Below are 14,958 nucleotides of genomic sequence, written 5' to 3' on the forward strand. Positions count from 1 at the left end.
ATCGCCCGCGAGATCCCGGTCGTTGTGGTCGAACCCGTCTGACGCACTGCCGATAACCTGACGGCCGTGTCAGCCGAGAAGCTGCGCGATCGCGCCGTCCCTGCGCCCGGCGAGGCGCCGATGCCGGCGACCGACGCGGCGGCGATCCTGCGTCGCAACGCCGAGGATCCCGGCCTGCGTGACCGCCCGGCGGTCAAGTTCGGCGACCGCGTGTGGACCCACGCCGAGTTCGTCGGCGAGTCGATGCGGTGGGCGAACCTCTTCCTCGACCGCAAGCCTCCCGACCGAGCGCTGCATGTGGGCGTGCTCCTCGACAACACGCCCGACTACTTGTTCGCGCTCGGTGGCGCGGCGCTCTCCGGGTCGGCAGTCGTCGGGGTCAACCACACTCGACGCGACGAGCATCTCCTGCGTGACATCGAGCACACGCACTGCGGGCTCGTCGTCACCGAGCCACGCCACGCGCCGTTGCTCGAGCCGATCGCCAAGGGTCTCCCGGAACTGCTGGTGTCGAACCGCTACCCCGACGCCGACGATCCCGCCCCGAAGCTCGGCGCGGACCTCGACGCCGCACTCAGCGCCGTCGGCACCACCGACCCGGGCATCGACCCTGGTCCCGACACGCTCTGGGGGCTGATCTTCACGTCGGGCACGTCGGATGCGCCCAAGGCCGTGATCTGCACGCAGCGGCGCTTCCTCGTCACCGGCAACCGCATGACGATCATCATGGACCTCGGCCCCGACGACGTCGGCTATATCTGCATGCCGCTGTTCCACTCGAACGCGCTCATGGTCGGGTGGGCACCGTCGATCGTGCTCGGCGCGTCGGTCGGTGTGGCGCGGCGCTTCAGCGCATCGCAGTGGCTCGCTGACATCCGTCACTACGGCTCGACCTACTTCAACTACACGGGCAAGCCGCTCGCGTACATCATGTCGACGCCCGAGAAGCCGGATGACGCCGACAACCCGCTGCGGGTCGCGTTCGGCAACGAGGGGTCACCCGAGATCGTCGACACGTTCTCGAGCCGCTTCGGCGTCGACGTGATCGACGCGTACGGCGCGACCGAGGGCGGCGTGGCGGTGAACCGTGACGCAGACGAGCGTTCGGGTGCGCTCGGGCAAGTGGGCGAGAACGTGCAAGTGGTTGACGAGGAGGGCAAGGAGCTCCCGCGCGCCGAACTCGACGCCGACGGACGGCTCGTCAACGCCGAGGACTGCGTCGGCGAGATCGTCAACACCGCCGGTGCCGGGCCGTTCGAGGGCTACTACAACAACGACGCGGCCAACGAGAAGACGCTCCGGTTCGGCTGGTACTGGACCGGTGACCTCGGTTACCTCGACACCGACCGGTACCTCTACTTCGCGGGCCGCAACGCCGACTGGCTGCGCGTCGACGGTGAGAACTTCCCGGCTCAGCCCATCGAGAACACGATCGCCGCACACCCCGACGTCGTGCTTGCCGCGGTGTACGGCGTGCCCGACGACCAGGCGGGGGACCAGGTGATGGCGGGGCTCGTGCTGCGTGAGGGTGCCACGCTCGCCGCCGACGAGTTCTCCGGCTGGATCGACGCGCAAGAGACCATCGGACCCAAATGGCGGCCGCGCTACGTGCGCGTGATGCACCACCCGCCCACGACCGGGACCAACAAGATCGTCAAGCGCACGCTGGTGCACCAGAAGTTCCGATCCGACCGGACCGGGAGCGACGAGCTGTTCGTTCGCAACCGCGGCGAAGCCGTCTACCGCCCGTTCACGGGCGCCGACGAGGCTGCACTGCGCGAGTCGTTCGTGAAGCACGGCCGCGAGCGCTTCTGGGACCTGTAAGGGTGGACCTCAGCTTCACCGACGAGGAGCGCGCGTTCGCGGAGGAGATCCGCGGGTGGCTCGCAGCCAACCTGGATCTTCCGCCCTCCTTCGCCTCGCTCGAAGAAGAGATCGAGTGGGGGAAAAGATGGCAGGCCAAGCTCGCGGCCGACCGTTGGATCGGCATCCACTGGCCCCACGAGTACGGCGGACGCGGCGCGGTGCCGATCCAGGTTGCCATCTACAACATGGAGTACGCGCGCTCGCGCGCGATGCAACCCGTCAATCGGGTCGGCATCAACCTCGCCGGGCCCACGCTCCTCGCCCACGGGACCGACGAGCAGAAGATGCAATGGCTGCCGTCGATCCTCGACGCCCGCGAGCTCTGGTGCCAGCTCTTCAGTGAGCCGGGCGCGGGCTCCGACCTCGCGGCGCTGTCCACCAAGGCGACGCCCGTAGAGGGTGGATGGGTGCTCAACGGGCAGAAGGTCTGGTCGAGCTACGCACAGTTCGCCCGCTGGGGCATCTGCCTGGCGCGCACGAACGCCGAGCAGCCGAAGCACCGTGGCATCTCGTACCTGGTGATCGACATGGAAGCCGACGGCATCGAGGTGCGACCGCTGGTGCAGATCACCGGCGAGGCCGAGTTCAACGAGGTGTTCTTCGACGACGTGTTCGTGCCCAGTGAGCATCTGGTGGGTGCGCTCGACCAGGGGTGGGCGGTCGCCAACACAACGCTGGCGCACGAGCGCGGCACGGCGTTCCCGTTCAAGGAACAGGTCGTGCACGAGGTCTACCTCGACGATCTCTACGCCCTCGCGCGCGAACGTGACTTGCTGGACGACATCGTGGCCAGCGACGATCTTGCGCAATCGTTCGTCGAGCTACGCGTGCTCCGGCTCCACAACTGGCGGACCCTGTCTCGCCTCGCCCGCAGGCAGGAGCCGGGCCCGGAGTCGTCGTGGGTGAAGCTGGCGTGGACCGACATGACCCAGAACCTGTCGACGCGCGCGCTCGACCTCTGCGGCGACGCGTCGCCGCTGTGGCGCGGGGCGCACGATGTGCCCGACGACGGCCGTTGGCAGCGGCAGTGGCTCTGGAGCAAGGCCGCGTCCATCGCCGGCGGCACGTCCGAGGTGCAGAAGAACATCATCGCCGAGCGCATCCTCGGCCTGCCCCGGGGCTGACGGCCGGGGATAGGTTGGCGGCATGGTCCGAGTCACTGGGCTCGATCACATCGTGTTGAACTGCGCGGATGTGGAGCGCTCGCTCGCCTGGTACTGCGACGAGCTCGGTCTCGACGCGGTGCGTGTCGACGAGTGGCGACGGGGAGACACGTTCTTTCCGTCCGTGCGCATCAACGAGACCACCATCATTGACCTCTTCCCGGCCGACCGGTCCGGTACGAACATGGACCACGTGTGCCTAGTGATCGAGCCGACCGATCTCAGCGCGCTGGCAGCCTCCGGACGCTTCGACGTTGTCGGCGCCGGCCCGGTCGACGGCCTCTTCGGCGCCCAGGGCATGGCCACGAGCCTGTACGTGCGTGACCCCGATGGGAACACGGTCGAGCTCCGCGCCTACGCCGCCTAGCCGCACTCGCTCCGCTTTGCTCCGGCCCCGCTCCCGGGTATCGTCCCGCGCCGTACCGATAGGTGAGGGTGTGTCTGCGATGCTCCCTCGCGAGCACAGCAAGGGAGCGACCAACGTGGCAACTGGCACCGTGAAGTGGTTCAACGCCGAGAAGGGCTTCGGCTTCATCGCGCGAGAGGGCGAGGACGACGTGTTCGTTCACTTCTCCGCGATCCAGGGCGATGGCTATCGGACCCTCGAGGAGGGCCAGCGCGTCGAGTTCGACGTGGGCCCGGGTCGCAAGGGCGAAGAGGCGCAGAACGTCAAGCTCGTCGGCTAGCGCCGCTCTCTCCCGTCAGGCGCGCTTGCCGATCCAGAGGGTGAAGCGCGACAGGCGGAGATAACCCATCCGCTCATAGACCGGTTGCCCGAGATCGCTCGCGATCAGCATCGCGGGGAGGTCGGGCTGCACACAGGTTGCCGCCCAAGTGAGGGCTTCGCCGACACGTTTCCCGCGCGCGCTCGGCATCGCCGAGATCCATTCCACGTCGACGAGCGTGTCGCTGACGTGCGCGGCCGACGTTCCGACGGGTTCGCCGTCGATCATGCCGAGCCACATGTGCCAGCCGGGCAGCTCGAGCAAGCCCGCGTGGAAGCTTCGCCGGCCCTGGATCTCGGGGACGGGGTAGGCCTCCGCCATCGTGCGGTCGAACTGCTCGAGCATGCCGTCGTCGCGGACCTCGACGATCTCCAATCCGGGCGGCGTGGGCACGGTCGCGGGGCCGGCTGGACGCAGCATCAGTGGCGGGTGGCCCATGAGCTCCCAGCCGCGTTCGCCGAGCCATGGCATCGGCGTTGCGTTGTAGATGAGGAAGGGTGTGCTCTCGTCGTCGGGCGCGAAGAACCCGGTGATGTCGTCGAGCATCGGATCGGCGGTGTCGACGATCGGGCGCAGCGGAACGGCAAGGTTGAGGAACGGGAACGGGGAGTGGCTGTCGAGCGCCACGAAGTCCTCGGTCCGCGCCGTCGCGTTGCCCGCGCTGGTTCCGAGCGCCTCGACGAGGTCGGCATACGCCTCGATGAACTCGCGAGTGAGCGTGTCGTTGCGGGGTGTGGACGGACCCCAGCCGTCCGGGAGTCGTTCACTCATCGGCGCTACAGGAACTTGCGGAGCAGCTTGTCCTTGGTGCTCGTGTACGGCGGGTACGCGAGCGCCGGATCTGGGCGGACGCCCTTGCGGAGCACGCTCTTGGCGTGGCTGAACGTCTCGAACGTCGAGCGGCCGTGGTAGGCACCCATGCCGCTCGGCCCGACACCACCGAACGGTAGCGTGGGCACCGCGACGTGGAACATGGTGGCGTTCACACACGCACCGCCACTGCTCGTCTGTTCGAGCACCCGGTCGGCGACTGCGGTCGACTTGCTGAATACATACAGCGCCAGCGGCTTGTCGCGCTCGTTCACGAACGCGATGGCCTCGTCCACGCTGTCGACGGTCAGTACTGGCAGGACGGGACCGAAGATCTCGTCCTGCATGACGGGGGAGTCGGGTGCCACGTCGCGCAGCACGGTGGGTGCGAAGTAGCGCGTGGCCTCGTCTCGCTCGCCGCCCAGAGCAATCGTGCCGGAGTCGACCAGGCCCGAGAGTCGCTTCCAGTGGCGGTCGTCGATGATGCGCGCGTAGTCGGGGCTCGCCTTCGGGTCAGGCCCATAGAAGTCGAAGACCGCTCGCCGCATGTGCTCGATGAGCCGGTCGACCGCGGGCTTGGTCACGAGCACGTAGTCGGGTGCGATGCAGGTCTGGCCGGCGTTGAGGAACTTGCCCCAAGCGATGCGCCGGCCGGCGACCTCGAGGTCGGCGGTCTCGTCGACGATCGTCGGGCTCTTCCCGCCGAGCTCGAGCGTCACCGGCGTGAGGTGCTTGGCTGCCGCCTCCATCACGACCCGGCCGACGGTACCGTTCCCCGTATAGAGGATGTGGTCCCATCGCTCGGCGAGCAGCGCCGTCGTCTCGGACACGCCGCCTTCGACGATGGCGATGCACTCGGGGTCGAGGTACTCCGGGATCAGCCGGGCGAGCGCAGCCGACGTCTCGGCCGTGAGCTCGGACGGCTTGATGACGACAGCATTGCCCGCGGCGATCGCACCCACGGCGGGAGCGAGTGCGAGCTGCACGGGGTAGTTCCACGGCGCGATCACGAGCACTACGCCCAGCGGCTCGCGGATGATAAAGCCGCGTGACGGCTTCGTGACGAGGCGCGTACCGACCCGATGGGGTCGCATCCAGCGGCGCAGTCGCTTGAGCGTGTAGTCGATCTCCGCGATCAGGAAGCCGACCTCAGTGGCGTACGTCTCGGTTGCCGGCTTCCCGAGATCGGCTTCGAGCGCGTCGCGTAGCTCGGGCTCGCGCTCGACGAGCATCCGTCGCATTGCGCGGAGCTGGTCGCGGCGCCACTCGTACGGGCGCGTGCTCCCCGAGGCGAACACCTTGCGCAGCCTTGCTACGAGCCCGGGTGCGTCGAGACTCGGGGTTGCAGGGGTGTCCGGGCGAGAGATCGTGGTGGTCATACCGACTCTCCTTCATTTCCGCTCTCGGCGCTGCGCGCCGGGCCACTCGGGCCCCGGCTCGCTGCCCCGCAGAGTACCTGCGGGGCGGGCGCTCACCTCTGGCTAGCTGATCACGTCGAGCACGGTGCGCAGGTCGGGGCCGATCGTGACGCCTTCGTCATCCAGCTCCCCGGGCGCCGTGTCGTCGGGCCAATGACCCTCACGTCGAAGGTACACGGAGCGCATCCCGAACGCCCGTGGGCCGATCACATCGGGGCCCCACGTGTCGCCGACGAACACCACGGCTTCGGGCTCGATCGAAAGCTTCGCCAACGTGTGCTCGAAGATGCGCGGGTGCGGTTTGCGGGCTCCCGCCCACGCCGACGACACCACCACGTCGACCGTGTCGGTGAGGCCGGCTTCCTCCACGGCTTCCGCGAGGTCCCAGTCCCAGTTGGAGCAGATCGCCAGGCGCAGGCCACGGTTTCGCAGCGCGCCGAGCACTTCGACCGCCTCGGGATAGGCCTCGAGCGCTCGCTGCTCGTTGCCGGCGCGGAGCTTGTCGCGCACGATCTCGTACTCGCCGGGGTGCAGGTCGGTCTCTGCGAGCATCGCGAGCAGACGCTGCTGCTGCCACGCGACGTAGTGGTCTCGGCTCCGTGAGTGCTCGAGGTGCTCCATCCCGTCGAGCTCGCCCTGCCAGAACCGCCGCCGGATCTCGTCGGACATCTCGACGCCGTGCTGCGCGAGTACATCGTCGACCGCCACCCACTGCGTCGAGTGTGCGAGTGTCCCGTAGAAGTCGAGAAGCACGGCTTGAAGGTCTAGGGGGCGTTTGTCCTGGTCAGAGGCTCGGTCACCGCGGAGTTGCTGTCGCATCAATCAGCATCCAATCGAGCGAGGCGGCGGCGATGACGCGAGGCAAGTCTAGGGATGGCATACGACAGCTCGGCCCGGCCCGCTGGGACGAGGACCCGTGAAGCGCTGCCTGATCAAAGCGGTGCCCTAGGAGCGAGCCAATTCGTAATGGCTGGGGCCACGTGGACGTCCCAAATGACGATCACGGACCCGGGCGGGCATATGGCGGGCCTCTTGCGATCGCGAATTTTTCGTGATAGGACTCCCGCCGTGGCTGCGACCTCGGGCAATCCGGGCGTGGCCACCGTCAGGGGAGGGCGCGTGGTCGTGGAACACCACAACTCTGTGGCGGCGGCAAGTGAGCGAGACGCCGCACCCGCCACACAGTCAGCGCTGTTGATGCAGCCGTGGCACCGCGCGAGGGCTCTCGAGATCAGCGGCCACCTGCAGACGAGGTGGGGCTGAGCACGAGGGCGGGCCGACATTGTCCTCATTGGGGGGAAGTTCAACATGCAATGTCTGCCAAACGTCGGTAAAGCGCGGTCCCGTTCCGTTCTCATCGTCATCGCACTCGCGAGCGTGCTCGGAAGCTCCTTCGCCGCCGGCGTCGCAAGTGCGGGCGAAGAGCCATGTGTTCGTGTCGCGTTCGTGTACGACAACGAGACCAAGACGCCCGGCTTCCAACATGGTCAGAAGGTCGGCGAGAACTACATGCGTAAGAAGCTGCCGTGCGCCGAGGTCAAGGCAGTCGAGAGCATCCCTGAAGGCCCAGGGTCATTGCCGACCTTCGAACAACTCGTTGACGAAGGCTACGAACTCATCTTCGCCAACTCCTTCGGCTATGGCGATCAGTTGCTCGAGGTCGCGGCTGACAACTCAGACGTGAAATTTGAGCACGCAGTCGGCTTCCGGACGGCTGACAACCTGAGCACCTTCTACGGCGCTCGATTCGAGGGTTGGTACCTGCAGGGCATCGCCGCGGCGGACGCCAGCGAGTCAGGACAGTTGGGCGTTATTGCGCCATTTCCGATTCCAAGCATCATCTCTGACATCAATGGCTTCACCCTCGGTGCGCGCTCGGTGAACCCGGACGCCACTGTCCAGGTCGTCTTCACGAACGCGTTCGAGGACGCAATCAAGGACAAGCAAGCCGCTGAGGCGCTCCTCGATGACGGCATCGACTACTTGGCCCAGATGTCGGGATCGCCGTCGGTCGGATCCGTCGCCGAAGAGAACGACATCCCGTGGAACGGGGCGGACGACCCGAAGGTGAAGAGTTTCGGACCTTCGACCTATGTCGGAGCCCCGTATCTGAAGTGGGGTCACTACTTCCTTCAGGAGGCACAGGCGGTCATCGACGGGACGTGGGAGTCCCAGGGTTACCTCGGGACGATCGCGGACAAGTTCGTGGCGTTCCATGTCGGGACCATCCCCAAGAACGTCGTCGCGGACATCAAGGCGAAGAAGGCCGAGATTGCCGACGGAACGCTTGTCGTCTTCGCCGGACCGATTACGGCGCAAGACGGCTCGGTCCTCGTGCCTGAGGGTCAGTTTGCGGAATTTGACGTCATCACTACGATCTTCGTCGAAGGTGTGATCGGCGAGATTCCGCAACAAGGCTGAGCGACGCTTCGGAACGGCTCCAACCGAATTGGAATGCGATGCAGACTCACGAAGACCGGCTCACGGCTGCGTTAGCCCATATTGACGAGGATGAGCTGTGCGATCTCGCGCTCCAGCTCACTGCGATTCCGAGTCCTACGGGTGAAGAGGGTGAGGTCGGCGAGTTCATCGTCTCGTGGTTGCGCGCCGCAGGAGTCCATGCCTTCACGCAGGAGGTTGAAGACGGGCGTGTGAACGCGGTTGGAGTCGTTCCGGGCGAAGCAAGCGGCACCTCGTTGATGTTCAACGGACATCTCGATACCGGTGCGCCCATTCCTCATGAACTTGCTGCACCGGGGGTTGCAGGTCAGCCCGACGAGCTCATGGAGCCGCATCGGGAGGGCGGCATCCTGTACGGCACGGGGATGGACAACATGCAGAGCGGGCTTGCGGCGATTATGGGTGCCGCCGTCGCATGCCACCGCAGCGGTGTGCAGTTGCACGGCGACGTCATCATTGCGGGTGTGTGTGGCGAAATGGGTGTCGCACCGATCGACCAATATCAAGGGCGTCGATACCGTGCGAAAGGCGTGGGTACTCGTCACCTGCTGACGCACGGTGTCGTGTCTGACTACGCGGTGGTGGCCGACGGGTCGCACTTCGGCCTGACCTGGGCCGAATGCGGTGTTGTGTACGCAAAGGTCTCGACGGCCGGCAGGCCGCTGTACACGCCGTTTACGCGCCGGGCAATCGATGCGAAAGACAGCGACAACGCGATCATTCAGATGACCCAACTCATCGGCGAAATCGAAACATGGGCGATGGAGTTCGAGTCGCGCAATGTCTTTCGATTCGAAGCTGGTGAGATCCACCCGCGTGTGAGCATCGGAGCTATCTCGGGCGGTGTGCCGTTCAAGGTCGCGGTCGCACCGCTTGGGTGCAGCATCTACGTCGATATTCGGATGCCCCCCGGAATGCGGCCAATCGAGGCAATGCGCGAGTTCCGAGCGGTGGTTGACGTTGCGAGCGTTGACGCGAGAGTCGAGTTCTACGTCTCGCAGCAGGGCTACGTCGGTGAAGGTATCGAGCCCATCGCCGAGGCAATCGCCGACGCTCATGAACGCGTCACGGGTGCGACACTCAAGACCATTGCCCCAATGATGACGTCCATGTGGACGGACACCAACATCTATAACGAGGTCGGTATACCGGCAGTCAAGTTTGGAATTGGCGCTGTCCTGGTTGAGCGCGATGGGCGTACGGAATTGATACCCCATACGACTAGCGTCGAAGACCTGCTCGCAGCTACACGGATCTATACCGCGACAGCACTTCGCATGTGTGCATGAAGGTCTGAGTCAGATTTGCGTCGCTCTGGCTCGACTGCACGGCACGACCGGACGTCCAGCTAAGGATGGAGGACGCGCGACCAGGTGCTGCGGTCGTGTCGCGGCGCGAATCAAGCCCGAGCAAGCGCTGCTCGATAGAGGCAAGGGTTGACGGTCCCACCATCTGGAACTTCAGGTTGGTGGTCTGGCCTGGTCCCGCAGCAGTCGGCGCAAGATCTTGCCCGAGGCTGATCTGGGCACCTTGTCAGTGAACGTGACCTTGGCGAGGCGTTTGAAGTGGGCGAGGCGGGTGGCGACGAACTCGGCGATGTCGTCTTCGGTGGCCGTGGTGGCCTCTTTGAGCACGACGAATGCGACGGGCACTTCGCCGGCAATGTCGTCTGGCTCGCCGATGACGGCGGCGTCGGCGACTGCGGGGTGGGTGAGCAGAACGGCCTCGAGTTCGGCTGGCGCTACCTGAAACCCCTTGTACTTGATCATCTCTTTGAGACGGTCGATGACGTAGAGATAACCGTCATCGTCGACGTGGCCGATGTCACCCGTGTGCAACCAGCCGTGTTCGTCGATGGTGTCGGAGGTCGCTCGCGGGTTGTTGAGATACGCCGTCATCATTTGGGGACCGCGCATGCACACCTCACCGTCCTCCCCAACATGCATCGCGTCCCCGGTCACGGGATCGACGACCTTGATCTCGCTGTTCGGTGCGGTGACTCCGACTGAGCCGGGTTTGGAGCTTCGATTTGGCCCCAGATGTGTTCCGGGCGCCATTTCGGTCATGCCGTAGCCCTGGACCACCTCGCAGCCGAGACGCGCCGACGCTTCACCGGCGAGGCCAGGCGACAGTGGTGCCGCGCCCGAGAACACCTGCTCAAGACCTGATAGGTCGAATTTGTCGACGATCGGATCCTTGGCGAGTGCCGCCACGATCGGTGGCGCGACGAAGGCCCGTGTCACAGCGAAGTCCTGGAGTAACTGGAGGTACGGCTGCAAGGCGAAGCGAGGCATCGTGATCACGGTGGCGCCGGCGGTGATGGGCGCGTTCATGAGCACCTGGATGCCGAAGATGTGGAAGAACGGGAGAACGGCAGCGATCTTCTCGTCAGCACGCAGCGCGAACGGAGCGAGCGTCTGCATCACTCCTGCGACCAGCGCGCGGTGGCTGAGCACGACGCCCTTGGCTAGGCCGGTAGTCCCGGACGAGTAGGGGATGGCGAACGGCGCGTCGAAGGGCACGTCCACCGGCTCGGACACCGGATCGGCGAACAAGGCCACCAATCGCGGGATGCCGTCGATCGCCGCGTCGCCGATCACGTAGGTGCTCTGCACCGAGGTGCCGGCGGAGGCGGCAAGTGCCGTGTCCAAGCAGTCGGCGTCGGTGACGAGGATGCGGGGCCCGGCGTCTTCTAGCTGATGACGAACCTCGGCCTCGGTGTAGGTCGGGTTGATGGTGGTGACCACCCCGCCAGCGAAACCCACCCCGTGGAACACGACCGCGTACTCGGGAGAATTCGGCGCCATGATCGCCACGACGTCGCCCGGCGCGAACGCGTGCGCGACGAGCCCGCCAGCGAGGCGCCGCACTGCGTCATCCAGTTCTCCGTAGGTGAGCACGCGCCCGGTTACACCTTCGATGAGCGCCGCCTTGTCCGGGACGTCGGCCGCTCGCCGAAGCACCAGCTCGGGCAGCAAGACATCGGGGATCTCGACGTCAGGAAGTGGGCTCCTGTGGATCACATCCCTCCCGGTCATCCGTGCCTGTTTCTAGAGGATCGCGCTCCCGTCCTTACGCGTGCAGATTGCAGTCCGGCGGTGGTGCCAAGATCCAAATGTGAGAATGCGTCGGCGAGCGTTGGTAGCGATGACCATCGCGGTGATCGCGTATTCAGCATCGTCGTTGCTCGTCCGCGCGGGACGAGCAGAACCGGTTGTGTTCAATGCCTGGCGCTTGTGGTTCGCGGTTCCGCCGCTTGCAGCGATTGTCGTGTGGCGCCAACGCCGGCGCCCGGAGTTGGAGCTCTGGCCGGCAGAAATATCAAGGGGTCGCGTGTTCGCGTTGCTAGTGGGCGGCGGCGCGCTCTTCGCCGCTGGTGCCTCCGTAGCGTTCGTTGCGATCGACCGGACCCGCCTCCTAAACGTCACGCTGATCACCTCACTTCAACCGGTGGTGGTCGTCGCGTTTGCTGTCATCGCACTCGGCGAGCGTCTGAGCGCGAAGCGCGCTGCCGCTGCCAGCGCGGCGGTGCTCGGAACCCTCGCCGTGGCGGCTGCTGGATCAAGCAATGGCACCTGGACTCTCGAGGGCGACTTGATCGCGGTCGGTGCGCTCATGCTGTACGCCGGTTGGTTCCTCTATGGCCGGGTCTTGCGAGCCCGGTTCTCGATGGATCCGATTGCATTAATGCTGGGGGTCCTAGCTCCTGCAGCGGCCTTGCTCACGCCAGTGGCGCTGCTGATGCACGGCAATCTCCACATGAACGGGCGTGGGTTCGCGTTCGCGGCCTACACCATGGTCGCAGGCACGACGGCACACGTCCTGGTGGTCTGGACGCATCCCTATCTTCCTGCGGTTGTCTCGGCGCCCTTGCTCCTCGCACAGCCTCCGATCGTCGCGGTTGCGGCTTGGCTCTGGTTCGGCGAGGAACTCGGCGCAGTCGAAATCGTTGGATCGACGATTGTTATCGCGACCCTCGTCTTCGTGGTCCGTACACCCGCTGCGGAACTTGTCGAGGGGACTACTGCTGATCCAGTAGCGCCCACCTAGATCGCGACCATCCCGGTCCGAGAATTACCGGTGAGATGCGCTAGCGATGCGGGCGAGGACATCGCCAGACTCTGCGACCTCGCCAAAGAATGTCGAGACCATGGTCAGCACGTACCGGTGCACGGAGTCCTCATCGAAGGCGCCCCACCCACGATCAGCTAGGGGAGCGGGGCCAGTCGCATCTGAGAGGTAGATGACCTCGAAGTCCCGGTAGAACGCGTCGCGGATGGTGGACTCGCAACAGACGTTGCCAGCAACCCCCGCAACGATCAGGAGAGTGACCCCCAGGCCGCGCAAGAGCACCTCAAGGTCCGTTCCAAAGAAGGCACTGAATCGTCGCTTCGTGATGATGTGGTCAGTCGGTTCCACTTCGAGTGTTGGATAGAGCTCGACGCCGGGCGTGCTCTCACGCAGGGCCTGGCCACTTGCCGTCACAGGATGTAGCACTCCCACACGCCCGATATCGCTGCCGTCGGCACGATGAGCCTGTGCGGTGAAGATGACAGGGATCCCCTGCGCGCGACATACCGTGGAGACGCGGTTGATGGTCTCGACGGCTTCGCGCCCGATGGCATTCTCGTAGGGAGCACCGGGCGCAAGGAAGTCCCGCTGCATGTCAACAACGAGAAAGGCCGTGGACTCTGGCTGAATCTCGAACGTGGTCGGAACGAACACTGGTGTCAGGTTCTAGCTGAGATAGCGGATCACCATCTCAGCGACGCAGGCCGGTCTCTCGCTGCCGTCGATGTCGAAGGTCATGCCAAGGGCGACCTGAACGCCTCCATCCATCGCCTCGGCAGCATTGAGCCGGATGCTCAACCGAACCCTTGAACCCGAAGGCACCGGTGCAGGGAAGCGCACCTTGTTGAGGCCGTAGTTCACGACGGACGTCGCATCAGGAACCTGCAAGACCTCGGCGAGGAGCCAGGGACATAGCGACAGCGTGAAGAACCCGTGAGCGATGGTGGTTCCGAACGGACCGTCTTTGGCCGCGATGGGATCGACATGGATCCATTGGTGGTCCCGGGTCGCGTCAGCGAAGAGATCGATGTCGCGTTGCTCAATCGTCACCCACTCGGAAGAGCCAAGATCCTTGCCGACCAGTCCCGGCAGCTCACTCACCTTCGGCGTCGACGCCGGCGCTTGTCGGGTGTGGTCGGTCATGAACGCAGCTCCTCAAGTGGAATAGGGCGAGATCAGCTCTTGCGCTCGGTGCGACCCGCAGCAGCACACTCGACGATTTCATCCAACGCGCTGCCGGTCGGAAAGACCGAATAGCCGAGCTCTGTGAGCGTTTGAACATCGTCTTGCGGGATCACTCCACCGACAAGCAGCGCAACGTCTTGCCGGCCAGCAGCTCTCAGGCCCTCGGCCAAGCGCGTGCAGTAGTCGATGTGCGCGCCGGAAAGGATTGACAGGCCGACAACATCGACGTCTTCGTCGAGGATCGTCGCGGTGATTGCATCAACAGATTGGTGGCGCCCGGTGTAAATCACTTCGAAACCGGCGTCGCGCAACGCTCGCGTGACTACCTTGGCCCCGCGGTCGTGCCCGTCGAGACCAGGCTTCGCGATGAGAACTCGCACCGGGTGCTGATTCACCACGGCACGCATCGTAGGTCGCAATATGCCGTCTTGTCGACGGTCGTCAGAATGTGGCAAGATCCCAGGCTCGGAGGGGGTTCCATGCCGCTGAAGTTGGCTACATCACGCGTGCTCGTGACCGGGGGCGCACGGGGAATCGGTGAGGCGATTGCCCGCCGGCTCGCCACTGAAGGGGCGGCCGTGGCGATCCTGGACCTCGACGCGGATGCCGCCGCCGCCACCGCGTCGCAGATCGCAGGCACAACTGGTCAGGTCGTGGGATTCGGTTGCGACGTGTCGAATCGATCCCAGGTAGCCGAGGTGGTGCCCGCCGCCGCGGAGTCGCTCGGTGGCCTCGATGGCTTGATCACCAACGCAGGCGTTGCGCGAGACGGTTTCTTGCACAAGCTCGACGACGACGCGTGGGACACAGTCATCGCGGTCCACCTCACAGGCACGTTCGCGTGTCTGCGCGCTGCGAGCCCGTGGCTGCGCGCCGACGGCCCCGGACGTGTCGTGTGCATCTCGTCGATCTCGGCCGCGATGGGCAACTTGGGGCAATCGAACTACACCGCGGCTAAGGGTGGCATCCTCTCGCTGGTGAAAACGGCCGCGCTCGAGCTTGCGCGCTTTCAGACCACCGTCAATGCCATTCGCCCGGGCTTCATCGACACCGCGATGACCCAAGCTGTCCCTCCTGATCTCCGCCAGAAGCTGATCGATGACATCCCGCTGGGCCGATCGGGCGAACCAGGGGACGTCGCTGGCGCCGTGGCATTCCTTTGCAGCGAAGACGCGTCGTACATGACGGGAGCCGTGCTGGACATCAACGGCGGGGCTTACATGTGAGAGCGTCGCCTCCCATCCGCGAACGCTCGCAGCC

Annotated in this window: 15 protein-coding genes; 8 read left to right on the plus strand and 7 right to left on the minus strand. The window is 65.3% G+C overall.

The window, feature by feature from the left end:
* The first annotated feature begins 66 nt into the window (after positions 1 to 66).
* From WEE69_05725 to WEE69_05740, 4 genes are all read left to right on the plus strand, one after another.
* Positions 67 to 1,824 (plus strand): AMP-binding protein, encoded by a 1,758-nt coding sequence (locus WEE69_05725; GenBank protein MEX1144786.1) that lies wholly within the window; start codon positions 67 to 69, stop codon positions 1,822 to 1,824.
* 2 nt (positions 1,825 to 1,826) lie between these two features.
* On the plus strand, positions 1,827 to 2,990 hold the full coding sequence (locus WEE69_05730) for an acyl-CoA dehydrogenase family protein (protein ID MEX1144787.1): 1,164 nt from the start codon (positions 1,827 to 1,829) through the stop codon (positions 2,988 to 2,990).
* Positions 2,991 to 3,012: 22 nt separating this feature from the next.
* Positions 3,013 to 3,396 carry a VOC family protein gene (locus tag WEE69_05735; GenBank protein MEX1144788.1) on the plus strand — a complete coding sequence of 128 codons (384 nt, stop codon included), beginning with the start codon at positions 3,013 to 3,015 and terminating at the stop codon, positions 3,394 to 3,396.
* 115 nt (positions 3,397 to 3,511) lie between these two features.
* On the plus strand, positions 3,512 to 3,715 hold the full coding sequence (locus WEE69_05740; GenBank protein MEX1144789.1) for a cold-shock protein: 204 nt from the start codon (positions 3,512 to 3,514) through the stop codon (positions 3,713 to 3,715).
* 15 nt (positions 3,716 to 3,730) lie between these two features.
* Here WEE69_05740 and WEE69_05745 read toward each other — a convergent pair whose 3' ends face one another.
* The 3 genes from WEE69_05745 to WEE69_05755 form a co-directional block, all read right to left on the minus strand.
* On the minus strand, positions 3,731 to 4,525 hold the full coding sequence (locus tag WEE69_05745; GenBank protein MEX1144790.1) for an N-acetyltransferase: 795 nt from the start codon (positions 4,523 to 4,525) through the stop codon (positions 3,731 to 3,733).
* A gap of 5 nt (positions 4,526 to 4,530) precedes the next feature.
* Positions 4,531 to 5,943, minus strand: a complete 1,413-nt coding sequence (locus WEE69_05750; protein ID MEX1144791.1) for an aldehyde dehydrogenase family protein — start codon at positions 5,941 to 5,943, stop codon at positions 4,531 to 4,533.
* A 102-nt stretch (positions 5,944 to 6,045) separates the two neighbouring features.
* Positions 6,046 to 6,735, minus strand: a complete 690-nt coding sequence (locus WEE69_05755) for an HAD family hydrolase (GenBank protein ID MEX1144792.1) — start codon at positions 6,733 to 6,735, stop codon at positions 6,046 to 6,048.
* Between the two features lie 555 nt (positions 6,736 to 7,290).
* Between WEE69_05755 and WEE69_05760 the strand changes: the two genes are divergently transcribed.
* A complete protein-coding gene (locus tag WEE69_05760) occupies positions 7,291 to 8,403 on the plus strand; it encodes a BMP family ABC transporter substrate-binding protein (protein MEX1144793.1) in 1,113 nt (370 codons plus the stop codon).
* A gap of 38 nt (positions 8,404 to 8,441) precedes the next feature.
* Positions 8,442 to 9,731 (plus strand): M20/M25/M40 family metallo-hydrolase, encoded by a 1,290-nt coding sequence (locus tag WEE69_05765; protein ID MEX1144794.1) that lies wholly within the window; start codon positions 8,442 to 8,444, stop codon positions 9,729 to 9,731.
* Between the two features lie 171 nt (positions 9,732 to 9,902).
* Here WEE69_05765 and WEE69_05770 read toward each other — a convergent pair whose 3' ends face one another.
* The gene (locus WEE69_05770; GenBank protein MEX1144795.1) at positions 9,903 to 11,480 is read right to left on the minus strand and encodes an AMP-binding protein; all 1,578 of its coding nucleotides are present in this window, start codon (positions 11,478 to 11,480) and stop codon (positions 9,903 to 9,905) included.
* Between the two features lie 109 nt (positions 11,481 to 11,589).
* Here WEE69_05770 and WEE69_05775 point away from each other — a divergent pair, with 109 nt between their 5' ends.
* Positions 11,590 to 12,492, plus strand: coding sequence for a DMT family transporter (locus WEE69_05775; GenBank protein MEX1144796.1), 903 nt, complete (start codon positions 11,590 to 11,592; stop codon positions 12,490 to 12,492).
* 24 nt (positions 12,493 to 12,516) lie between these two features.
* Here the strand turns inward: WEE69_05775 and WEE69_05780 are convergent, their stop codons facing one another.
* Genes WEE69_05780 through WEE69_05790 form a run of 3 tightly spaced genes read right to left on the minus strand, consistent with a single transcriptional unit; the run spans position 12,517 to position 14,105 of the window.
* Positions 12,517 to 13,167 carry an isochorismatase family cysteine hydrolase gene (locus WEE69_05780; GenBank protein MEX1144797.1) on the minus strand — a complete coding sequence of 217 codons (651 nt, stop codon included), beginning with the start codon at positions 13,165 to 13,167 and terminating at the stop codon, positions 12,517 to 12,519.
* A gap of 12 nt (positions 13,168 to 13,179) precedes the next feature.
* Complete coding sequence (locus tag WEE69_05785) at positions 13,180 to 13,656, minus strand: MaoC family dehydratase (GenBank protein ID MEX1144798.1); 477 nt, start codon at positions 13,654 to 13,656, stop codon at positions 13,180 to 13,182.
* 32 nt (positions 13,657 to 13,688) lie between these two features.
* Entirely contained in the window at positions 13,689 to 14,105 is a 417-nt protein-coding gene (locus WEE69_05790; protein ID MEX1144799.1) for a cobalamin-dependent protein, read from the minus strand.
* 72 nt (positions 14,106 to 14,177) lie between these two features.
* Here WEE69_05790 and fabG point away from each other — a divergent pair, with 72 nt between their 5' ends.
* Positions 14,178 to 14,924 (plus strand): 3-oxoacyl-ACP reductase FabG, encoded by a 747-nt coding sequence (gene fabG / locus WEE69_05795; GenBank protein MEX1144800.1) that lies wholly within the window; start codon positions 14,178 to 14,180, stop codon positions 14,922 to 14,924.
* Positions 14,925 to 14,958 lie beyond the last annotated feature (34 nt).

The sequence above is a fragment of the Acidimicrobiia bacterium genome (genome assembly GCA_040881685.1).
Taxonomy (GTDB): Bacteria; Actinomycetota; Acidimicrobiia; order IMCC26256; family PALSA-555; genus SHVJ01.

Coding starts and splice junctions, on each gene's coding strand:
- WEE69_05735 (MEX1144788.1), top strand. CDS start 3,013: ATGGTCCGAGTCACTGGGCTCGATCACATCGTGTTGAACTGCGCGGAT.
- WEE69_05745 (MEX1144790.1), bottom strand. CDS start 4,525: ATGAGTGAACGACTCCCGGACGGCTGGGGTCCGTCCACACCCCGCAAC.
- WEE69_05750 (MEX1144791.1), bottom strand. CDS start 5,943: ATGACCACCACGATCTCTCGCCCGGACACCCCTGCAACCCCGAGTCTC.
- WEE69_05760 (MEX1144793.1), top strand. CDS start 7,291: ATGCAATGTCTGCCAAACGTCGGTAAAGCGCGGTCCCGTTCCGTTCTC.
- WEE69_05765 (MEX1144794.1), top strand. CDS start 8,442: ATGCAGACTCACGAAGACCGGCTCACGGCTGCGTTAGCCCATATTGAC.
- WEE69_05770 (MEX1144795.1), bottom strand. CDS start 11,480: ATGACCGGGAGGGATGTGATCCACAGGAGCCCACTTCCTGACGTCGAG.
- WEE69_05775 (MEX1144796.1), top strand. CDS start 11,590: ATGACCATCGCGGTGATCGCGTATTCAGCATCGTCGTTGCTCGTCCGC.
- WEE69_05785 (MEX1144798.1), bottom strand. CDS start 13,656: ATGACCGACCACACCCGACAAGCGCCGGCGTCGACGCCGAAGGTGAGT.
- WEE69_05790 (MEX1144799.1), bottom strand. CDS start 14,105: ATGCGTGCCGTGGTGAATCAGCACCCGGTGCGAGTTCTCATCGCGAAG.
- fabG (MEX1144800.1), top strand. CDS start 14,178: ATGCCGCTGAAGTTGGCTACATCACGCGTGCTCGTGACCGGGGGCGCA.